Origin of the sequence: Lamprobacter modestohalophilus (assembly GCF_016583905.1) — a bacterium.
GTDB classification, from domain to species: domain Bacteria; phylum Pseudomonadota; class Gammaproteobacteria; order Chromatiales; family Chromatiaceae; genus Lamprobacter; species Lamprobacter modestohalophilus.
Window position 1 is genome coordinate 184,671 of sequence record NZ_NRRY01000001.1, and the last position, 15,060, is coordinate 199,730.

13 protein-coding genes are annotated in these 15,060 nt (G+C 63.7%); 3 read left to right on the top strand and 10 right to left on the bottom strand.

The window, feature by feature from the left end:
- The first annotated feature begins 145 nt into the window (after positions 1 to 145).
- The gene (locus tag CKO42_RS00705; RefSeq protein ID WP_200236649.1) at positions 146 to 2,800 is read left to right on the top strand and encodes a circularly permuted type 2 ATP-grasp protein; all 2,655 of its coding nucleotides are present in this window, start codon (positions 146 to 148) and stop codon (positions 2,798 to 2,800) included.
- Positions 2,797 to 3,690, top strand: a complete 894-nt coding sequence (locus CKO42_RS00710) for a transglutaminase family protein (RefSeq protein WP_200236652.1) — start codon at positions 2,797 to 2,799, stop codon at positions 3,688 to 3,690. Before CKO42_RS00705 ends, CKO42_RS00710 begins: the two co-directional genes overlap by 4 nt.
- Before the next feature lie 170 nt (positions 3,691 to 3,860).
- On the opposite strand, the gene CKO42_RS00715 is transcribed toward CKO42_RS00710, so the two are convergent.
- The 7 genes from CKO42_RS00715 to CKO42_RS00745 all read right to left on the bottom strand — a co-directional run bounded on the left by CKO42_RS00715 (position 3,861) and on the right by CKO42_RS00745 (position 11,650).
- Positions 3,861 to 4,763 (bottom strand): DMT family transporter, encoded by a 903-nt coding sequence (locus CKO42_RS00715; RefSeq protein WP_200236655.1) that lies wholly within the window; start codon positions 4,761 to 4,763, stop codon positions 3,861 to 3,863.
- Positions 4,764 to 4,907: 144 nt separating this feature from the next.
- Positions 4,908 to 6,527 carry a hypothetical protein gene (locus CKO42_RS00720; RefSeq protein WP_200236658.1) on the bottom strand — a complete coding sequence of 540 codons (1,620 nt, stop codon included), beginning with the start codon at positions 6,525 to 6,527 and terminating at the stop codon, positions 4,908 to 4,910.
- 43 nt (positions 6,528 to 6,570) lie between these two features.
- Complete coding sequence (locus CKO42_RS00725) at positions 6,571 to 7,293, bottom strand: ABC-type transport auxiliary lipoprotein family protein (protein ID WP_200236661.1); 723 nt, start codon at positions 7,291 to 7,293, stop codon at positions 6,571 to 6,573.
- Positions 7,278 to 8,372 carry an MlaD family protein gene (locus CKO42_RS00730; protein WP_200236664.1) on the bottom strand — a complete coding sequence of 365 codons (1,095 nt, stop codon included), beginning with the start codon at positions 8,370 to 8,372 and terminating at the stop codon, positions 7,278 to 7,280. The genes CKO42_RS00725 and CKO42_RS00730 overlap by 16 nt, the downstream gene beginning before the upstream one ends.
- 96 nt (positions 8,373 to 8,468) lie before the next feature.
- Complete coding sequence (locus CKO42_RS00735) at positions 8,469 to 9,224, bottom strand: ATP-binding cassette domain-containing protein (protein WP_200236667.1); 756 nt, start codon at positions 9,222 to 9,224, stop codon at positions 8,469 to 8,471.
- 2 nt (positions 9,225 to 9,226) lie between these two features.
- On the bottom strand, positions 9,227 to 10,045 hold the full coding sequence (locus CKO42_RS00740; protein WP_200236669.1) for an MlaE family ABC transporter permease: 819 nt from the start codon (positions 10,043 to 10,045) through the stop codon (positions 9,227 to 9,229).
- 15 nt (positions 10,046 to 10,060) lie between these two features.
- Entirely contained in the window at positions 10,061 to 11,650 is a 1,590-nt protein-coding gene (locus CKO42_RS00745) for a bifunctional GNAT family N-acetyltransferase/carbon-nitrogen hydrolase family protein (protein WP_200236672.1), read from the bottom strand.
- A 222-nt stretch (positions 11,651 to 11,872) separates the two neighbouring features.
- Between CKO42_RS00745 and CKO42_RS00750 the strand changes: the two genes are divergently transcribed.
- Positions 11,873 to 12,472 (top strand): Uma2 family endonuclease, encoded by a 600-nt coding sequence (locus tag CKO42_RS00750; RefSeq protein WP_200236674.1) that lies wholly within the window; start codon positions 11,873 to 11,875, stop codon positions 12,470 to 12,472.
- 116 nt (positions 12,473 to 12,588) lie between these two features.
- Here CKO42_RS00750 and CKO42_RS00755 read toward each other — a convergent pair whose 3' ends face one another.
- From CKO42_RS00755 to CKO42_RS00765, 3 genes are all read right to left on the bottom strand, one after another.
- The gene (locus tag CKO42_RS00755; protein ID WP_200236677.1) at positions 12,589 to 14,193 is read right to left on the bottom strand and encodes an ATP-binding protein; all 1,605 of its coding nucleotides are present in this window, start codon (positions 14,191 to 14,193) and stop codon (positions 12,589 to 12,591) included.
- A 66-nt stretch (positions 14,194 to 14,259) separates the two neighbouring features.
- Positions 14,260 to 14,748, bottom strand: a complete 489-nt coding sequence (locus tag CKO42_RS00760; protein ID WP_200236681.1) for a GNAT family N-acetyltransferase — start codon at positions 14,746 to 14,748, stop codon at positions 14,260 to 14,262.
- Complete coding sequence (locus CKO42_RS00765; RefSeq protein WP_200236684.1) at positions 14,736 to 15,053, bottom strand: type II toxin-antitoxin system TacA family antitoxin; 318 nt, start codon at positions 15,051 to 15,053, stop codon at positions 14,736 to 14,738. Before CKO42_RS00765 ends, CKO42_RS00760 begins: the two co-directional genes overlap by 13 nt.
- Between the last annotated feature and the right edge of the window lie 7 nt (positions 15,054 to 15,060).

Sequence of the window (15,060 nt, forward strand, 5' to 3'; positions counted from 1 at the left end):
AATGTGAATGCTTCAGAGCCGGCGTTGACCGGCGCCGTCTGCGCGACTCTAGCCAAGCGCTCGGTCTTGTGCCGAACCTTGCCGCGGCGAGGGCTGTGCGTGTCTAATCGGCGCCTCTGCTCGCCAACTTCAGTGTTGCGCATCGATGGTTGCTAACCTAGCCAGCGCCCCTCCAGAGCCAACAGGCCTGGGCGATAGCTATCGTCCGCTGGCCGGCCAATTTGACGAGATGCGCACCAGCGATGGCGGCTTGCGACCGCACTGGCAGTACCTGATCGATGCGCTGCGTGAGCTCGGGTCGGAAGGGATCGATAGCCGCTGGCAGGAGGCGCGGCGCCTGGTGCGCGACAATGGCGTCACCTATAACGTCTATGGTGATCCGCAGGGGATGTCCCGGCCCTGGGAGCTGGACCCGCTGCCGTTATTGATCCGCGGCGAGGAATGGGCCGGCTTGGAGCGCGGGCTGATCCAGCGCGCCGAACTGCTGAACGCGATCCTGCTCGATCTGTACGGGCCGCGCTCGCTGATCGATAAGGGACTGCTCCCGCCTGAGCTGATCGACGGCTTCCCTGGTTATCTCTTGCCCTGTCACGGCGCCCCAGCACCGGGCGATCGGCCGCTGGTGCTGTACGCCGCCGATCTGACCCGCGATGCCAGCGGTGCTTGGCGGGTGATCGGCGATCGCACCCAGATCCCTTCCGGCAGCGGCTATGCGCTGGAGAATCGGGTGGTGCTCTCGCGCGTGATGCCAAGCCTGTTTCGCGATAGCCATGTCCACCGACTGGCCGGCTTCTATCGCTCGGTGCGCCGTGCGATGACGCGCATCGCGCCGCGGCACAGCGATCATGCACGGGTCGCGGTGTTGACCCCTGGTCCGCGCAACGAGGCCTACTTCGAGCATGCCTATCTCGCCAATTATCTCGGCTTCAACCTGGTGCAGGGCAGTGACCTCTCAGTGCGCGACGGCGCGCTCTGGCTGCGCACCCTCGGGCGGCTGGAGCGGATCGACGCCCTGATGCGCCGCGTCGATGATGTCAACTGTGACCCGCTCGAGCTCAAAGAAAACTCGCTGCTTGGCGTGCCGGGCATGCTGCAAGCGGTGCGCGCCGGCAACCTCGGCATCGCCAATGCGCTCGGCAGTGGGGTGCTGGAGCATCCCGGTCTGATGGCGTTCCTGCCAGCGCTTTGCGAGCAGCTGCTCGGTGAGGCACTGGTGCTGCCGCATCTGCAAACCTGGTGGTGCGGCCAGCGCGAGGCGCGCGACTTCGTCATCGCCAACCTGGATAACCTGGTGATTAAGCCGGCCGGCAGCCCGGCCGGCCAGCGCTGCCTGTTTGGAGCCAAGCTCGATGCCGAGCAGCGCGACGAGCTGATTGCGGCGATCCGACGCGAGCCGCATCGCTATGTGGCGCAAGAAGAGGTTCAACCCTCGACCGCGCCGGCCTACATCAACGGCATGCTCGAGCCGCGACCGTTTGTGCTACGCAGTTTCCTGGTCAGCGAGCAAGAAGGCTACGCGGTGATGCCCGGCGGTCTAAGTCGGATCGCGCTGGATACCGATACGCCGATGATCTCCAATCAGCTCGGCGGTCTGGGTAAAGATACCTGGGTCTTGGCCAGCGAGCCGGAGCGCCAAGAGACCCTGATCGTCACCGCAGATGCCAATGCGCCGGCGGTGGTGCCCGCAGTGGTGCAGGAGAGCGAGGTCTCGTCTCGGGTTGCCGACAACCTGTTCTGGATCGGCCGCTATGCCGAGCGCGCCGAGGGCTTGGTGCGCCTGCTGCGCATCGTCATCATCCAGATCACCGAGCGCAGCAGTCTGGCCGCTGAGGCCGATGCCGATTGCTGCCTGCATCTGCTGCTGGCAGCGCTGACACATCAGAGCCAGACCTTCCCCGGCTTTGTTGGCGAGGGAGCCGCTGACCTGCTCGCGCAACCGGTGCCCGAGGTGCTGTCGCTGATCAGCGACCAAAAGCGGGCTGGGGCATTGCCTCAGACCTTGCAGGCGCTGGGGCAGGCGGCTTGGTCGGTGCGTGAGCGTTTGTCCAACGATACCTGGCGCGTGACCAACGATATCGAGCGCCGCCAGCGCTTGCTGACCCAGGCCCCGCCGCGCGGACTCGGCCGGGCGCTGGATCTGCTCGACCCGCTGATCACCTCGTTGGTGGCCTTCTCGGCCCTGACCCACGAGAACATGACCCATAACGAGGGCTGGCACTTCCTCGAGGCCGGCCGCCGGCTCGAGCGCGGCCTGCACACGGCCTCCTTACTGCGCTCGACCCTGGTCAGCGTCAGCCCCGATCAGGGGGAATCGATCTTGGTCGAGGCGGTGCTCGGCGTCACCGATAGCCTGATCACCTACCGGCGTCGCTACCAGGCCGGAACCCGCGTCGGTGCCATGCTCGACTTGGTGCTGCAGGACGAGGCGAATCCACGCTCACTGGCGTACCAGATCGCCCGCTTGTCGGAATTGATCGACGAGATGCCCGGTAACAGCCTCTCAACGCGCCGAACGCCGGCCCAGCGCACGCTGATGCGGGTGATGACCGAACTGCGGCTCGCCGAGCTGGATCTGCTCGCCCGACCGAGCGAAGGCGGCCGACGGCGCGATGCATTAGATGCGTTACTGGCCAGTGTGGAGACCTCGATCAGCGCGCTCTCAGACGCTGTTACTGCGCAATACTTCCGGCATGAGGAGCAGCCGCATCACCTGATTGGACAGCGCTCGGAGGCCGAGGCGCTGCGGGGTGCGCTGCCGGTGACTCCCCTGGCTGCCAATCCAGCGGGGAGTCTGCGATGAGGTATCAGATCACCCATCAGACGCGCTATGGATACGGCGGTCCGGTCTCGCTCTGCCACAGCATTGCTCACCTGAAACCGCGCGAGACGCCCAACCAACGCTGCAAGCTCGCGAATCTACGGATCAACCCTTGGCCCTCGGTGGTGCGTGAGCATCGCGATTTCTTTGGCAACCGGGTCAGCTACTTCTCGGTGCAGCAGTCGCATCTGCAGCTCGAGATCACCGCCACTGCAGAGGTCGAGGTCTGGGCCCCTGCGCTGCCGGAGCCGGCCGCGACTCAGCCTTGGGAGAAGATGCGGACTCAGCTACAGGATAGCGTCGGTGCCGAGGTTGCATCGGCGCGCCTCTTCACGCTGCCATCGCCTGCGGCGCCGCTCGATCCGCTGGCGGCCGAGTATGCACGCGAGTCTTTCATGCCTGAGCGCCCGTTGCTGGAAGCGGCGTTGGATCTGGTGAGCCGTATCTATCGCGATTTCGAATACGATGCGGCGTCGACCACCGTTGCAACCCCGCTGGCTGAGGTGCTGCAGCTGCGTCGGGGCGTCTGCCAGGATTTCGCCCATCTTGCGGTCTCAGCGCTTCGCGGCCTTGGCTTGCCAGCCCGCTATGTCAGCGGCTACCTCGAGACCTTGCCCCCACCTGGCCAGCCCAAGCTGCGTGGCGCGGATGCCTCACATGCCTGGCTCGCGATCTACTGTCCGGAGGCGATCCACACCGGCGGCTGGGTCGATCTTGACCCGACCAATGATTGTGCGATCACCGACCAGTACATCACCACCGCGATCGGGCGTGATTATCAGGACGTTACGCCACTGCGCGGCGTGTTTTATGGCGGTGGCGAGCACAGTCTGGCCGTCTCGGTTGATGTCGATCGGCTAGAGCACAACTAAAAGGGCCGTTTCGGATTGCCGTCAAACAAGCGTCTTATCGTCCGGGTTGGCGACGTGCTATGGGCGTTATCGTGAAGCGCGCGCTTCATCGTCCCGAGTGGCGTTGCGCTTTAGACGTTACGGTGAATCTCACGCGATTCATTCTCCGGGGTGGCACCGCGCCATAGGCGTTAGAGCTGCGTCAGCAAAAACAGCCCGATCAGCATCACCGCACTGCCGACAAGCTTGGCGCGGGTGCGGCCCTCGCCAAAATACCAGCGGCCGATCAGCACTGAGAACATCCCGGCGGTGCGCTTCACCGCCATTGCGTAGCTGGCGAGCGTCATGCTGAGCGCGATCTGGTCGGCAATGCGCATCAGCGCGAACAGTACCCCGAGCAGCAGCAAGGGGCGCGCCTGGCGGGCCAGCTGCGGCGGCAGGACTTCGCGATAGAAGCGCCGGTCTTGAACGCTGAACAGCGTAAACAGCACGATCGGGTTGATGATGGCAACCATCACCGCGAACGAGAGCGGGTCAGAGCGCTCGATGCCGATGCGCCCGAGCGTCGAGGCGGTGGCGAAGCAGGCCGCGGCGGTCAAGGTGAAGGCACTGCCGGGATTGGTGACCAGGCGCAGCAGTGGCCGATGCCAATCCTCTTGCTCGTGACTGAGGGCGAGGATGTAGCTGCCGATGACCAGCAAGCCGATGCCGAGGAAACCGAGCGCGCCCGGCAAGGCGCCAGTGAGCAACCACTCGATGATGATCACAAACGCCGGGGTCAGGGTCAGGATCGGCCCGACCAGCGACACCTCGCTGCGGTGAATGGCGACGTTGAGCGACCAGCCGCCGAGCCCGGAGATCAGCCCGCCCAGCAGGACGACCTGCAGATAGATGCGGTCCTCGAACGGAAAGTCGTGATACCAGACGATCAACGGCAGGGTGACTAGCAGGCTGGCGAGGTTGACATAGAGCGTGAGCGCGCGGACCGAAAGGGTCAGGCTCAGGTGCTTGGTGACGGCGAGTCGCGAGGCGTGAAAGAACGCAGACAGCAGCGAGAACAAGATCCACAGGTGGGCATAGGCGCTGAGGTCCATCGCTAATACATCCAGAAAAAAATGTACGCTGGACTCTGCATGTTCCCGGCATAGGCACAAAGGTCCATCGCTAGCGCGTCCTGCCTGCAGCGGCTGCAATCAGGGGATGGTGAAGCGCATTGGCGGCGAGAGCCATGGTCATGGCTAGCGCGTCCAGCCGGTGGCGCTCTGGAATTGACCCACTGGGCCGTAGTGGAGGTGTCCTTCAGCGCAGTCTTGCTTGATTATTGTGCTGTTGTACTCGGCAAAGCGGCGCTGAAAGTCGGCGCGGCGCTGCCAGTCTGCGTCCGAGAACTGTCCTTGCGCGCGGAGCACACGCAGGCTCGGGATGCCGGGAAATGAGAACAGACCGGCACCTCCGATCCCCGAGAACAGTTTCAACTGCAGGCTGAGCAGGAGCGGGCCATCGGCGCCGAGGGTTGAGCGGCCGAGGGCGTCCATCGGGCTGAGACTCAGGCTGTAGCAGGGTTGGTTCAGGGTCATCTGATGCATCCGCCGAGCCGGCGAGGCGCGTTTGAGCTGCTGAGCCCGCGCTGCGGAGAGGTCGTGCAGCGGCTGCGCGAGGGCGAGCAGATCGGCGCGGATCGCCGCACTCAGACCAATGGACTCGAGGTTCTGAGCGATCTGGCGTAAGGGTAACAGTCGGTGACGCTGCCAGGGCCTCGGCGCCTGCTCCGCGCCGGTGAACGCGCGCAATAGGGCGCTGGCCGTCGCGGTGAGTCGTTGGTGCAGCTGTCGGATCAGCCGTTCAAAGGCTGGGGTTGCCAAGAGGTCCCAGCTCGGCAGTGCGATCAGACAGCCCAGCGGGCGCTGGCCGGCGCAGCTCGCGCTGGCATCTGCCGGCAGCCGTTGCGCACCAAGGGCGGCGAGATCGGGGTCGAGCGCCTGGAGGCGGTCATCGAGCAACCTGGGGCCGATGAAGCTGAGCGGATCGAGACATTGTCGCGCCAGATAGGGGTCGTGCTGATCCCCGTATCGGTCGGCCTGGTGCAGCGCCCGGAGTTCTGGTGGCCGCCAGTAGATCAGATGCAAATGGAAGGACTTGAGCGCCTGCACGCTCTCGCGGTCGTGGGTATTGGGATCACAGTTCAGTGCCAGTTGTAGCCAGCCAGCCTGGGTGGCGACCTCCGTCGTAGCAGTCTCTGTCGTGGCAACCCCGGACGAGGCGATCTGCTTCATGCCGAGCTGCTCGGTGTCGACCTGATTCATGCCGAGCTGCGCCATTGGCGCGTTGCCGGCGCGGAATCTCGGATCAGCCTCAGCGCCGAGCCCGAACTCGCGGCGGATCTCGGGGCGGCTAACGAAGCGATGAAAGTTGGCGGCGGTCTGCCAGAGCAGTTGTCCGGTGATCGGCATGACGGAGTCGGCATCGGCCTTGGGTGCCTGTCCGGCGCCGTGCGGCGAGACCTCGGTCAGCATCAGGTCGAACAGGGCGTGAGGCGAGGCCTTGTCGATCAAGGCGAGCTGATCGGTTGGCTGAGTTGGCTGAGTTAGCTCAGCTGGCTCAATTGGCTGAGTTAGCTGAGTGGGATCAGTGGGCTCAGTGGGTGCAGAGCAGCTAGGTGCTGGGCGGCTAGATGCTGGGTGGCCTGAATCCCGTGCCGTTTCGCCCCGCAGTTCGAGGCGTTGGATGCTGCGCCGTGCAAAGCGCGTCTCCGGGGTCTGCGCGCTCTGCTCCGCTGGGCTGAGCGCGAGCCCTGGCGGTGGCCCCGGTATGCGCAGCTGCTGCCAGGCGACCGGCATCTGGCCCAGGTCGGCGGGCATCAGCGTGGCAAAGGGATCTGAGCCTGTGCGTCGAGGCAAGAGATCAGCCGTCGCTGGCCAGGGTGCGCTTGAGGGTTGGCGCCAGACGCTGAAGGTCCTGCATCGCTTGGGTGAGCAAACGCCCGGTCAAGCGGTTGAAGGCCTGCGCCATCGCCTCGGGGGTGTTGGCCGCCGTCGGCGCTTGTCCGCTGTAGCTGTGGGCGAACTGGATCGATCGGTCTTGCTGGGCGATGAGCGTCAGGTTGAAGGCGGCGCTGACCTGAGGTGGCGTTGCGGTCGGCAGATGTTCCAGGCGAGTGAGCTCACCGTTGAGCATGAAATCCGCTTGCGCGCGGTCCGCCACCGAGACCACGAACTGGAAGCTGCCGCTGGCGCGTAGGGCCGCGATCAGCGCCTCGCTGATCGCTCGGCCCGGCACCTCGTCCCACAGGAAGGCATCATAGCGTTGCACTTGCAGCGGGGCGTCCGCAGTGCGAAACAGGATCTGGGTACCGCCGAGGAAGCCACGCGCCGCCAAGGGTGTAATCAGCAGACTCCCCGGCACGGACTGAGGGCTGGGCGAGATGGCCACCTCGGGCTGCAGCGTATAGAACTGATCGCGCTGGGCTGGCCCGGAGCTTCCGCAGCCAGCGAGGGCTAGGGCTGTGAGCAGCAGAGCGCCGAGCAGCCGGGCGTCGCGCGGCCCCGTATCGTGCGGCCCCACATCGCGCAGCCCCGTATCGCGCGCTACCCGCGTTTTTAGCCATCGCCTCAGCGATTGAACCATGGCGACTGGTCCTCCTGCTCCTGTCCGCGCAGCAATGAGACCGGGTCCTCGCGCAACTCACGCGAGAGCGCGGAGAGATTGCGCGATGCGCTCTCGATGTTGCTCAGGATCGGCGCCAAGGCTGCGGACAGTTCTTGTAACACATACTGCACGTCGTCTAGGGAGCCCTGCACGCTAGGTCGGCTGGCCTGGACCAATTGCTGCAACTCGTCGGCCAGCGCGGTGTATTGGACCACGGCGTTCTGGATCTCCTCGGTGCGCGATGGCAGCGCCGCCGAGACCACCGCCAGATTCTCCGAGAGTGTCTGCACGGCGGTCAGGATGCCCTGAATCTGCTCCGGATTGACGCTCTGCTCGATGTTGGCGCTGACCCCGACCAGATTGTCGAGCACCGAGCCCAGTCCCTGGCCAAGATCAGCGCCCAGTTCCCCAGTGCCGTCTTCGCCGTCTTGGAACATCCCCAGCAGCCCCTGGATGCGCTCTTGCAGTCGGGCGAGCGCTGGGCGGATCACCTCGTCGAGGCTGCGCTGAGCTTGCTCAATGGTGGCGCTGATCTGCATGCCAAGGTCTGGCTCACGGTCGATGGTCGGGATATCGCTGTTTGCACTCAAGGTGACCGCTGCCGTTCCTGGGATGATCCGAATGATGTTGCCCTGCAGCACACCGGCGGGCGCGAGCTGGGCGACACTGTCGGCGGGCACCGGCCAGTCTTGCTGAATACTCAGCGTGGCGCGGAAGCAGGGCAGATCCGGCGCGCGCGCTGTTGTCGGCTGCGGGCAATTGGCGCGATCGGCGTCATCGCTGAAGACCGGCTCGAGGGCGCGCACGCGGCCGATGACGAAGCCCTCCTGAATCACATCGATGCCACTGTCGAGACCATTGGCGTCGAGGAAATAGGCACGCAGGCTATAGCCGCTGAACAGACCAGGCGCCAGCAACAGCAGCACGCCGAGCACCAAGCCCAGCATCGCCAACACGAACAGGCCTGAGAGCGCCAGATCACGCTGGCGACCATGGGCCTGGCGCTTACCGGGCGCCCCAAGCTCGGGCGGCGAATAGAGACGATTCAACCTGCTCATGCTATCTACGATTGACGATCCACCACGATCAACTATCCGCTAACCACGCACCACTCACTTCTCAGTTCTCACTTCTCATTACTCACTACTGCTTATTCAGGGATGTCCTTCAAGGATAGTACGCAGCTCGAGATCCTCAGCGCTGGTGTTCTCTAAGCCAGCGCGGGTGCCATCAAACAGCAGACGACCGCGGTCCATGACCAGCACCCGATCCTCAGGGCCGATGACATCGAGCATCGCATTATCGGTGGCGATGAAGGTGAGGCCTCTGGTCTCGCGCTGAACCTGCAGGATGCTCAGGATATCGCGTAACGCCGGCCGATCGAGTCCATCGCTGAGGCCATCGCAGATCAGCAGCTCAGGCTGGTTGATCAGCGCGCGGGCTAGCTCGGCGCTGCGGCGTTGTCCGAGCGAGAGTGCGCGGGGGTAGTGATGGGTCATGCCGTCGAGCTGAAGCTGGGTGATCACCAGGCGCGCCGCGCGGGCCAGTGCCGAGCGATCCAGGGGCCGCGAGCGCATCGGCAGCAGTAGGTTCTCCAGCAGGGTCAGTTCATCGAGCAGCGAGCCGCCTTGGAGGACGACGCCGAGGCGGCTGCGCAGCCGATTCATCTGGGCATCGGTCAGGGTGGCCAGGTCTTGGCCAAAGAGCCTGATCGCGCCTGAGGAAGGCTGATCGAGGCCAAGCATGAGCCGCAGCGTCAGGCTCTTGCCAGCGCCATTGGGGCCGATCAACAGCAGGGCATCGCCGCGTCGCACCGAGAGCGAGAGGGCGTTCAGCGCGCAGCGTCCGTTGACGTGCTGAAACACCTGATCGAGCTCAACCAGGGGCGGATTGGCCGGAGGCGCGTTCATGATCAAGGCGCCAGCGCGTAACCGAGATCGATCAGCAGGATCGCCGTCACGGCACCGATCATGGTGTCGGTAGCGGCGCGGCTGACCCCGGCGACATCGCGCCCGGCGGCGATGCCGTTGGCGGTGGCGATCAAGGCGATCACCAGCGAGAAGATCAGAGGTTTGCTCAGCGCCTCGAGCAGATCGGCCAGGGTCAAGGCCTGGCGCAGGGCGTCGTTGAACAGATAGCTCGGCACATCGGCCATCACCACCAGCCAGAGCAGGGCGGCGCCCAAGGCGACCAGGCTACCCCAAACGGCGAGTGCGAAGGACATGGCGAGCATTGCCGGCAGCACCGGCCCGGTGGTGAACTGGATCGGGTTGATACCGCTGACCAAAAGCCCGTCGACCTGACCGCTCGCGACCAGATTCGCCTGACGGGCGGCCAGCGCGACACCGGCGCGGCCGGCGACCAGAATCCCCACCAGCAGCGGGATCAGCTCCATGGTCACCGCGTAGATCACCGGCACCAAGATCAATCCAGGGAGGTTGATCTCGGCGAGCAGTCGCGCGGCCAACTGGCCGAGGATGACCCCCGCGGTGGCGGCGACCAGCGTCAGCGCCGGGAAGACCGTGAGACCGGACTGGCGCAGCGCGAGCGCAAAGGCCGGCAGATCGAACTGTGCGCGTCCGAACAGGATGCCCAGGTAGAGCTGCAGGCAGAGCTTGAGCGTCAAGGCGCCCAGGCCGATCCGCTCGAGCGCGCGCAGTCGGTTGTGCTGTGCGGGTTGATGTCGCAGCCCCAGGGGGGCGCGGCTGAGCAAGCGTCGGCTCGGAGTCATCAGCGACCCTGAGGCTCAGCGCTCACGCCAAATCGTTGTATAGAGGTCATGCCGCCGATCCTTGAGATTCTGCACGGTGCCGGAATTGCGCGCCTCACGCAGCGCCTTGAGCCCGAGATCGGCAAAGGCCACGGTCTCGACGTTCGGTGTCGTATCCGCAGCGATGCCATCGCGCGCGAAGGGGAAGTCGCAGGGGGTCAGGATACAGCTCTGCGCATACTGAATGTCCATGTTGGCGACATTCGGCAGATTGCCGCAGTTGCCAGACATGACGACATAGCATTGATTCTCGACCGCGCGCGCCTGGCTGCAATAGCGCACACGCAGATAGGACTGACGCTCATCGGTGCAAAAGGGCACGAAGATGATATTAGCGCCCTGGTCGACCAGATGCCGGGCCAATTCGGGGAACTCGGCGTCATAGCAGATCAGTACACCGATGGGGCCACAGTCGGTATTGATCGCGGCCAGCTCGTTGCCGCCCTCGATGTTCCACCAATAGACCTCGTTCGGCGTCGGGTGGATCTTCGCCTGCTCATGCACCTCGCCATCGCGCAGGCAGATATAGCAGATGTTCTCGACCCGGCCATTGGCCATCTTGGTCGGATGCGAGCCGGCGATGATGTTGATGTTGTAGCGCATCGCCATCTCACGCAGCGCCTCTTTGATCGGGCCGGTATAGCGGGTCAGGGCGTCGATGGCCTCGGCTGGCGACAGCTCCTGGTCCTCCATCGACAGTAGCTGCAACGAGAACAGCTCGGGGAAGACGCAGAAGTCGGCGCGATAGTCGGAGGTGACATCGACGAAGTAGCGCAGCATGTCGAGGAACTCGTCGAAGGACTTGACCCGCCGCTGCTGGTACTGGACGGTTGCGACGCGCACGGTATCCATCAGACGTCCGCCATAGTGCTTGGCGCGCGCCTCCTCTTTTTCATCCGGGGCATTCGGATTGCGCCAGAGCAGATGCACTCCGTAGCCACGCGACTGCTTGTCTTCGGGCCAATAGCCGGGCAGCAGGCCGATGACTTGAAAGTCGTTACGCAGCTGGAAGGTCAACACCGGATCGCGCTCGCGGCCTTCAACCACGGCGTCGACATAGGTTTGTGGACTGTCATAGGCGTCGTCCTGGCGCGTCAAGGCGGCATCGAGCGTTGGCAGGCGTCCGCCATAGATGATGCCCTTGAGCGCCTGCGACTGGACCAGTTTCTTGCGCTCGTCGTACAGACGCTGGCCGATCCGCAGGCCGCGGTACTCGGGGTCGACGCAGACCTCCATGCCATAGAGATAGTCGCCATCGGGATCATGGCGAGAGGCATAGCCGCTGCCGGTGATCCAGTTCCAGCCGTGGGGCTTCAGGGCGATCTCGCCACTGACGAGGAAGCTGGAGCAGAAGCCAATCAAGCGCGTGCCCGTGTCTTCCTGATACTCGGCGACGAACTGACCTTCTGGGAACTTGTTGATCTGACCCCGCAGCATCGCCGCGCTATAGCTGCTGACACCGCTGCCGGCATAGGCGCGCTCGAACAGGGCGCGGATTGCTGGAACGTCTGCGGGCGTGGCGTTGCGCAGATGCAGTTGGGCGAGGCGGTCGGTGGTGTCGTTCATGCGGTCGGAGGGCTGCTGCAGAAGGGCTGGCTCGATGCTGGGAACGATACCATCATGTGGCCGTTAACTTCTCATGCTTGCCGAGCTGCTGTCAGCCATTTGCCTCCTGATGATGGCCCACTAGCATCCTTACAGTGGTCCTAAAACGGGAACAGGTTGATGGAGGCCTTATTAGGCGCGTTCGACTATGCTCTATGCACTTCCTCAAACGGAGACCGGCAGATGACGCCTCAAGCAGATCGGAAACCACGCATCAGTTTCGAAGACTGGCTCGAGGCTGAGCGGGCCAGCCTTGATGAGCGCACGGAATACGTTGATGGTGAGGTCTTTGCGATGAGTGGCGGCACCGCCGAGCATCACGCGATTCTCAGCAACATCAACCGAGAGCTGAGTATCCAGATGAAGGGCCGTCCCTGCTGGGTCTACGCCAGCGGGATGAAACTGCGCATCCAGCATGCGGATGCCGGCAAGTATCCGGATCTGATGGCGCTCTGCGGCGAGCAGGCGTTTCAGGATGGCCGCCGCGACCTGTTGCTCAATCCAAGCCTGATCGGCGAGGTGCTCTCCTCCTCGACCGAGGGCTACGATCGCGGCGAGAAATTCGCGCTCTATCGGCGTATCCCATCCTTACAAGAATACCTGCTGGTCTCACAGCACCGCGTGTTGGTCGAACACTACAGTCGCGGCACTGACGGGCGCTGGATACTGAGCAGTTTCGAGGATCTCGCCGATCAGGTCGTGCTGGAGAGTATCGGCTGTACCCTAGACTTAGCCGAGGTCTACGACAAGATTCAGTTTGAGCCAGATGCGCCGATTGAATGAGTCCGAGTGGATTGAATAGGCCCGAGCTGAGCGTCGCTGGAGCCGCAGTCGGCTGCGGTTCAGTGTTGGGAGGAGCAGGTTCAGGCTCAGGCTCATCAGGGGGCAGTTGAGAAGCTTCAGGGAGCAGTGCGTGGGCGGATGACCTCTGTTGGCGATGACCGATTGCTGGCACTGTCAGCGCTGCTCACCTCGAAGCCGACCAGATTGCGCTCTTGCTTGCTGAACTCGACACCGATGAGGTGGATGGGCTGGTTCAGTGCTTGATACTTCTCGGCGTAATTCTTGGCCTTGAGTTGCTCTAGCGCCCGGCCCTCTGGCACAAGCTCGACCACCTTGAACTCGAACAGATAGACCTGTTGATTGAACAACAGCGCCATATCGAGTCGGCCGTGATTGGTGGCGTCTTCCAGGCGCAGATCCAGCCCGAGGGCGGCGAAATGGCTGTAGAAGACGCTGGCCCAGTAGCCTTCGTACTGGGTGATCGGGTTGTTGCGAAACCAGTCGTGGGGGATGCTGGCGTAGAGGCTGACGAAGTGCTGGCGCAACTGGTCGAGGTCACCGCTCATCAGGCTGTCGTACAGGCGACCCAGGGCGCGACTGGCCTGGCTGAGATCGCCCATCAGGGCTTTGGTCAGGGAATTGTTAAGGGCGCTTCGGACTTCCAGGTTGGGGTATGCCAGCTGATATTCGATCCGCGCGCCGGTCTGGCGTTGGCCACGCAGGGTTAGGTAGCCGGTCTGCCAGAGCAAGGCCTCGGTGGCGATGTGATCCACATCGAAGGCACTGAGCAGATCCTCGTCGCCGCTCATGGTCTCAAGGCTCGGGCTGAAGGTGCCCCGGCGGGTCAATAGCTCCACGAGAAAGGTCGGTGTGCCAGTTTCAAACCAGTAGGAACGGAACAGCCGGCTGTCAAAGAGCAGCAAGAGATCAAAGGGGTTATAGACGGCCTCGCCGGTCCAGTTGTAGCCGTTGTACCAATCCTTGATCTGCTGGCGATCCAGCCCTTCGAGCTCTGGCGCGAACACCGCATCGAGGTCGTCTTCGGTATAACCACAGAGCGCCGAGTAGCGCTGGTCGATGGTGATGTCCTGGAGGTTATTGAGCCCAGAGAACAGGCTCACCTTGCTGAACTTGGACACCCCGGTGATGAAGACAAAGCGGATGAAGCGGTCATGGTCCTTGATCACGGAGTAGAGGTTGCGCAGACCCTCGCGCATCTGCCGCGCCAGATCGGGCTCGGAGAGATTATCGAGGATCGGCTTGTCGTATTCATCGACCAAGATGACCACGCGCTGGCCGTAGGTCTCTTCCGCCGCACGGATGAGTTCACCAAAACAGGCGGGGATATCCAATTCCGTTGGGGAGCGAAGGGCGAGGCTCCGCTGATTGATCCGCAGCAGATCCCGCATCTTGGCATCCAGTTCCTCGCGATCGCGCATCACGCCACCGCCAAAGCTGAGCCGGATCACCGGATAGGGGGTGCTCCAGTCCCAGTGCGGATCGGCCTCGAGTCCCTGAAACAGCGTCCGGTTGGCCTGGAACAGCTCGGCCAGGGTGTCGAGAAACAGGGACTTGCCGAAGCGGCGCGGGCGGGAGAGAAAGTAGTACTTGCCTTGCTCGATCAGCTGAAGTGCATAGGTTGTCTTGTCCACATAGTAGTGCCCCTCCTCGCGAATTTCGCGGAAGGTGGAGAGACCGATGGGGAGTTTCTTGCGTTTCATCGGGCGATCATAGCACTGGGCTAGGTCGGGCTCGGCGAAGCGGTCGTGATACTCGCTGCTAGGCCGTTAGTTCGGCTTGAGCGAGAGGATGAGCGTCAACGGATTCTTCGGTGACGGGAGGAAGCCATGATGGCGGTAGAAGGCGGCGGCCTCCATGGATAGCGCGTGCACGAGCAGCCCGCGAAGACCAAGAATCTTGCTTGCGGCGCCGGTACGCTCGACGGCATCGCGGAGCAGGGCGACACCCAGACCACGTCCCTGCCAGCGTTGATCGACGGCCAGGCGTCCGAGAATCGCCATCGGTACGGGGTCCGGCATGTTGCGGCGGATGCCTCCGGGCGCCTCACGCAGCGCGAGCGCGCCTGAAGCCAGGCAGTAGTATCCAACCACCGCTCCCGCCGCCGCCACGACGTAGGTGCGCGAGGCGCCACTGAGCTGATTCTTCCAGGCGCGGTGCATGAGCCAGTCGTCCAGCGCTTGGACGCCGGAGCAGAAGCCATGGGTTCGATGTGTTTCGGTTAGCGGCGCAGGGGCTTCGAGAATCATGCGCTCCATGGGGTTGGCGCTGACATCAGCCGCTGATAACCCGCTTCGGCTGGAGGGTGGTCGAGAATGGCCAAGAAGTGCTCATAGGTCTCCTGATCGACACGAACCAGGGTTTGGTCGAGCAAGGTTTCCTCGGCGGCTCGCCGCGCGGCATCAATCATGAAATCGGAGCGTGACCGCCCCTGAATGCTGGCTGCCTGATCGATCAGTCCGCGGATCTCTTCGCGCACCCGCAGGCTGATCGCGCGGGTGGCCTGCTCGGATTTGGGCTCGGGTCTGGGCTCAGATTGGGCGGCGGGCGGGAGAATGGACATGGCGCAC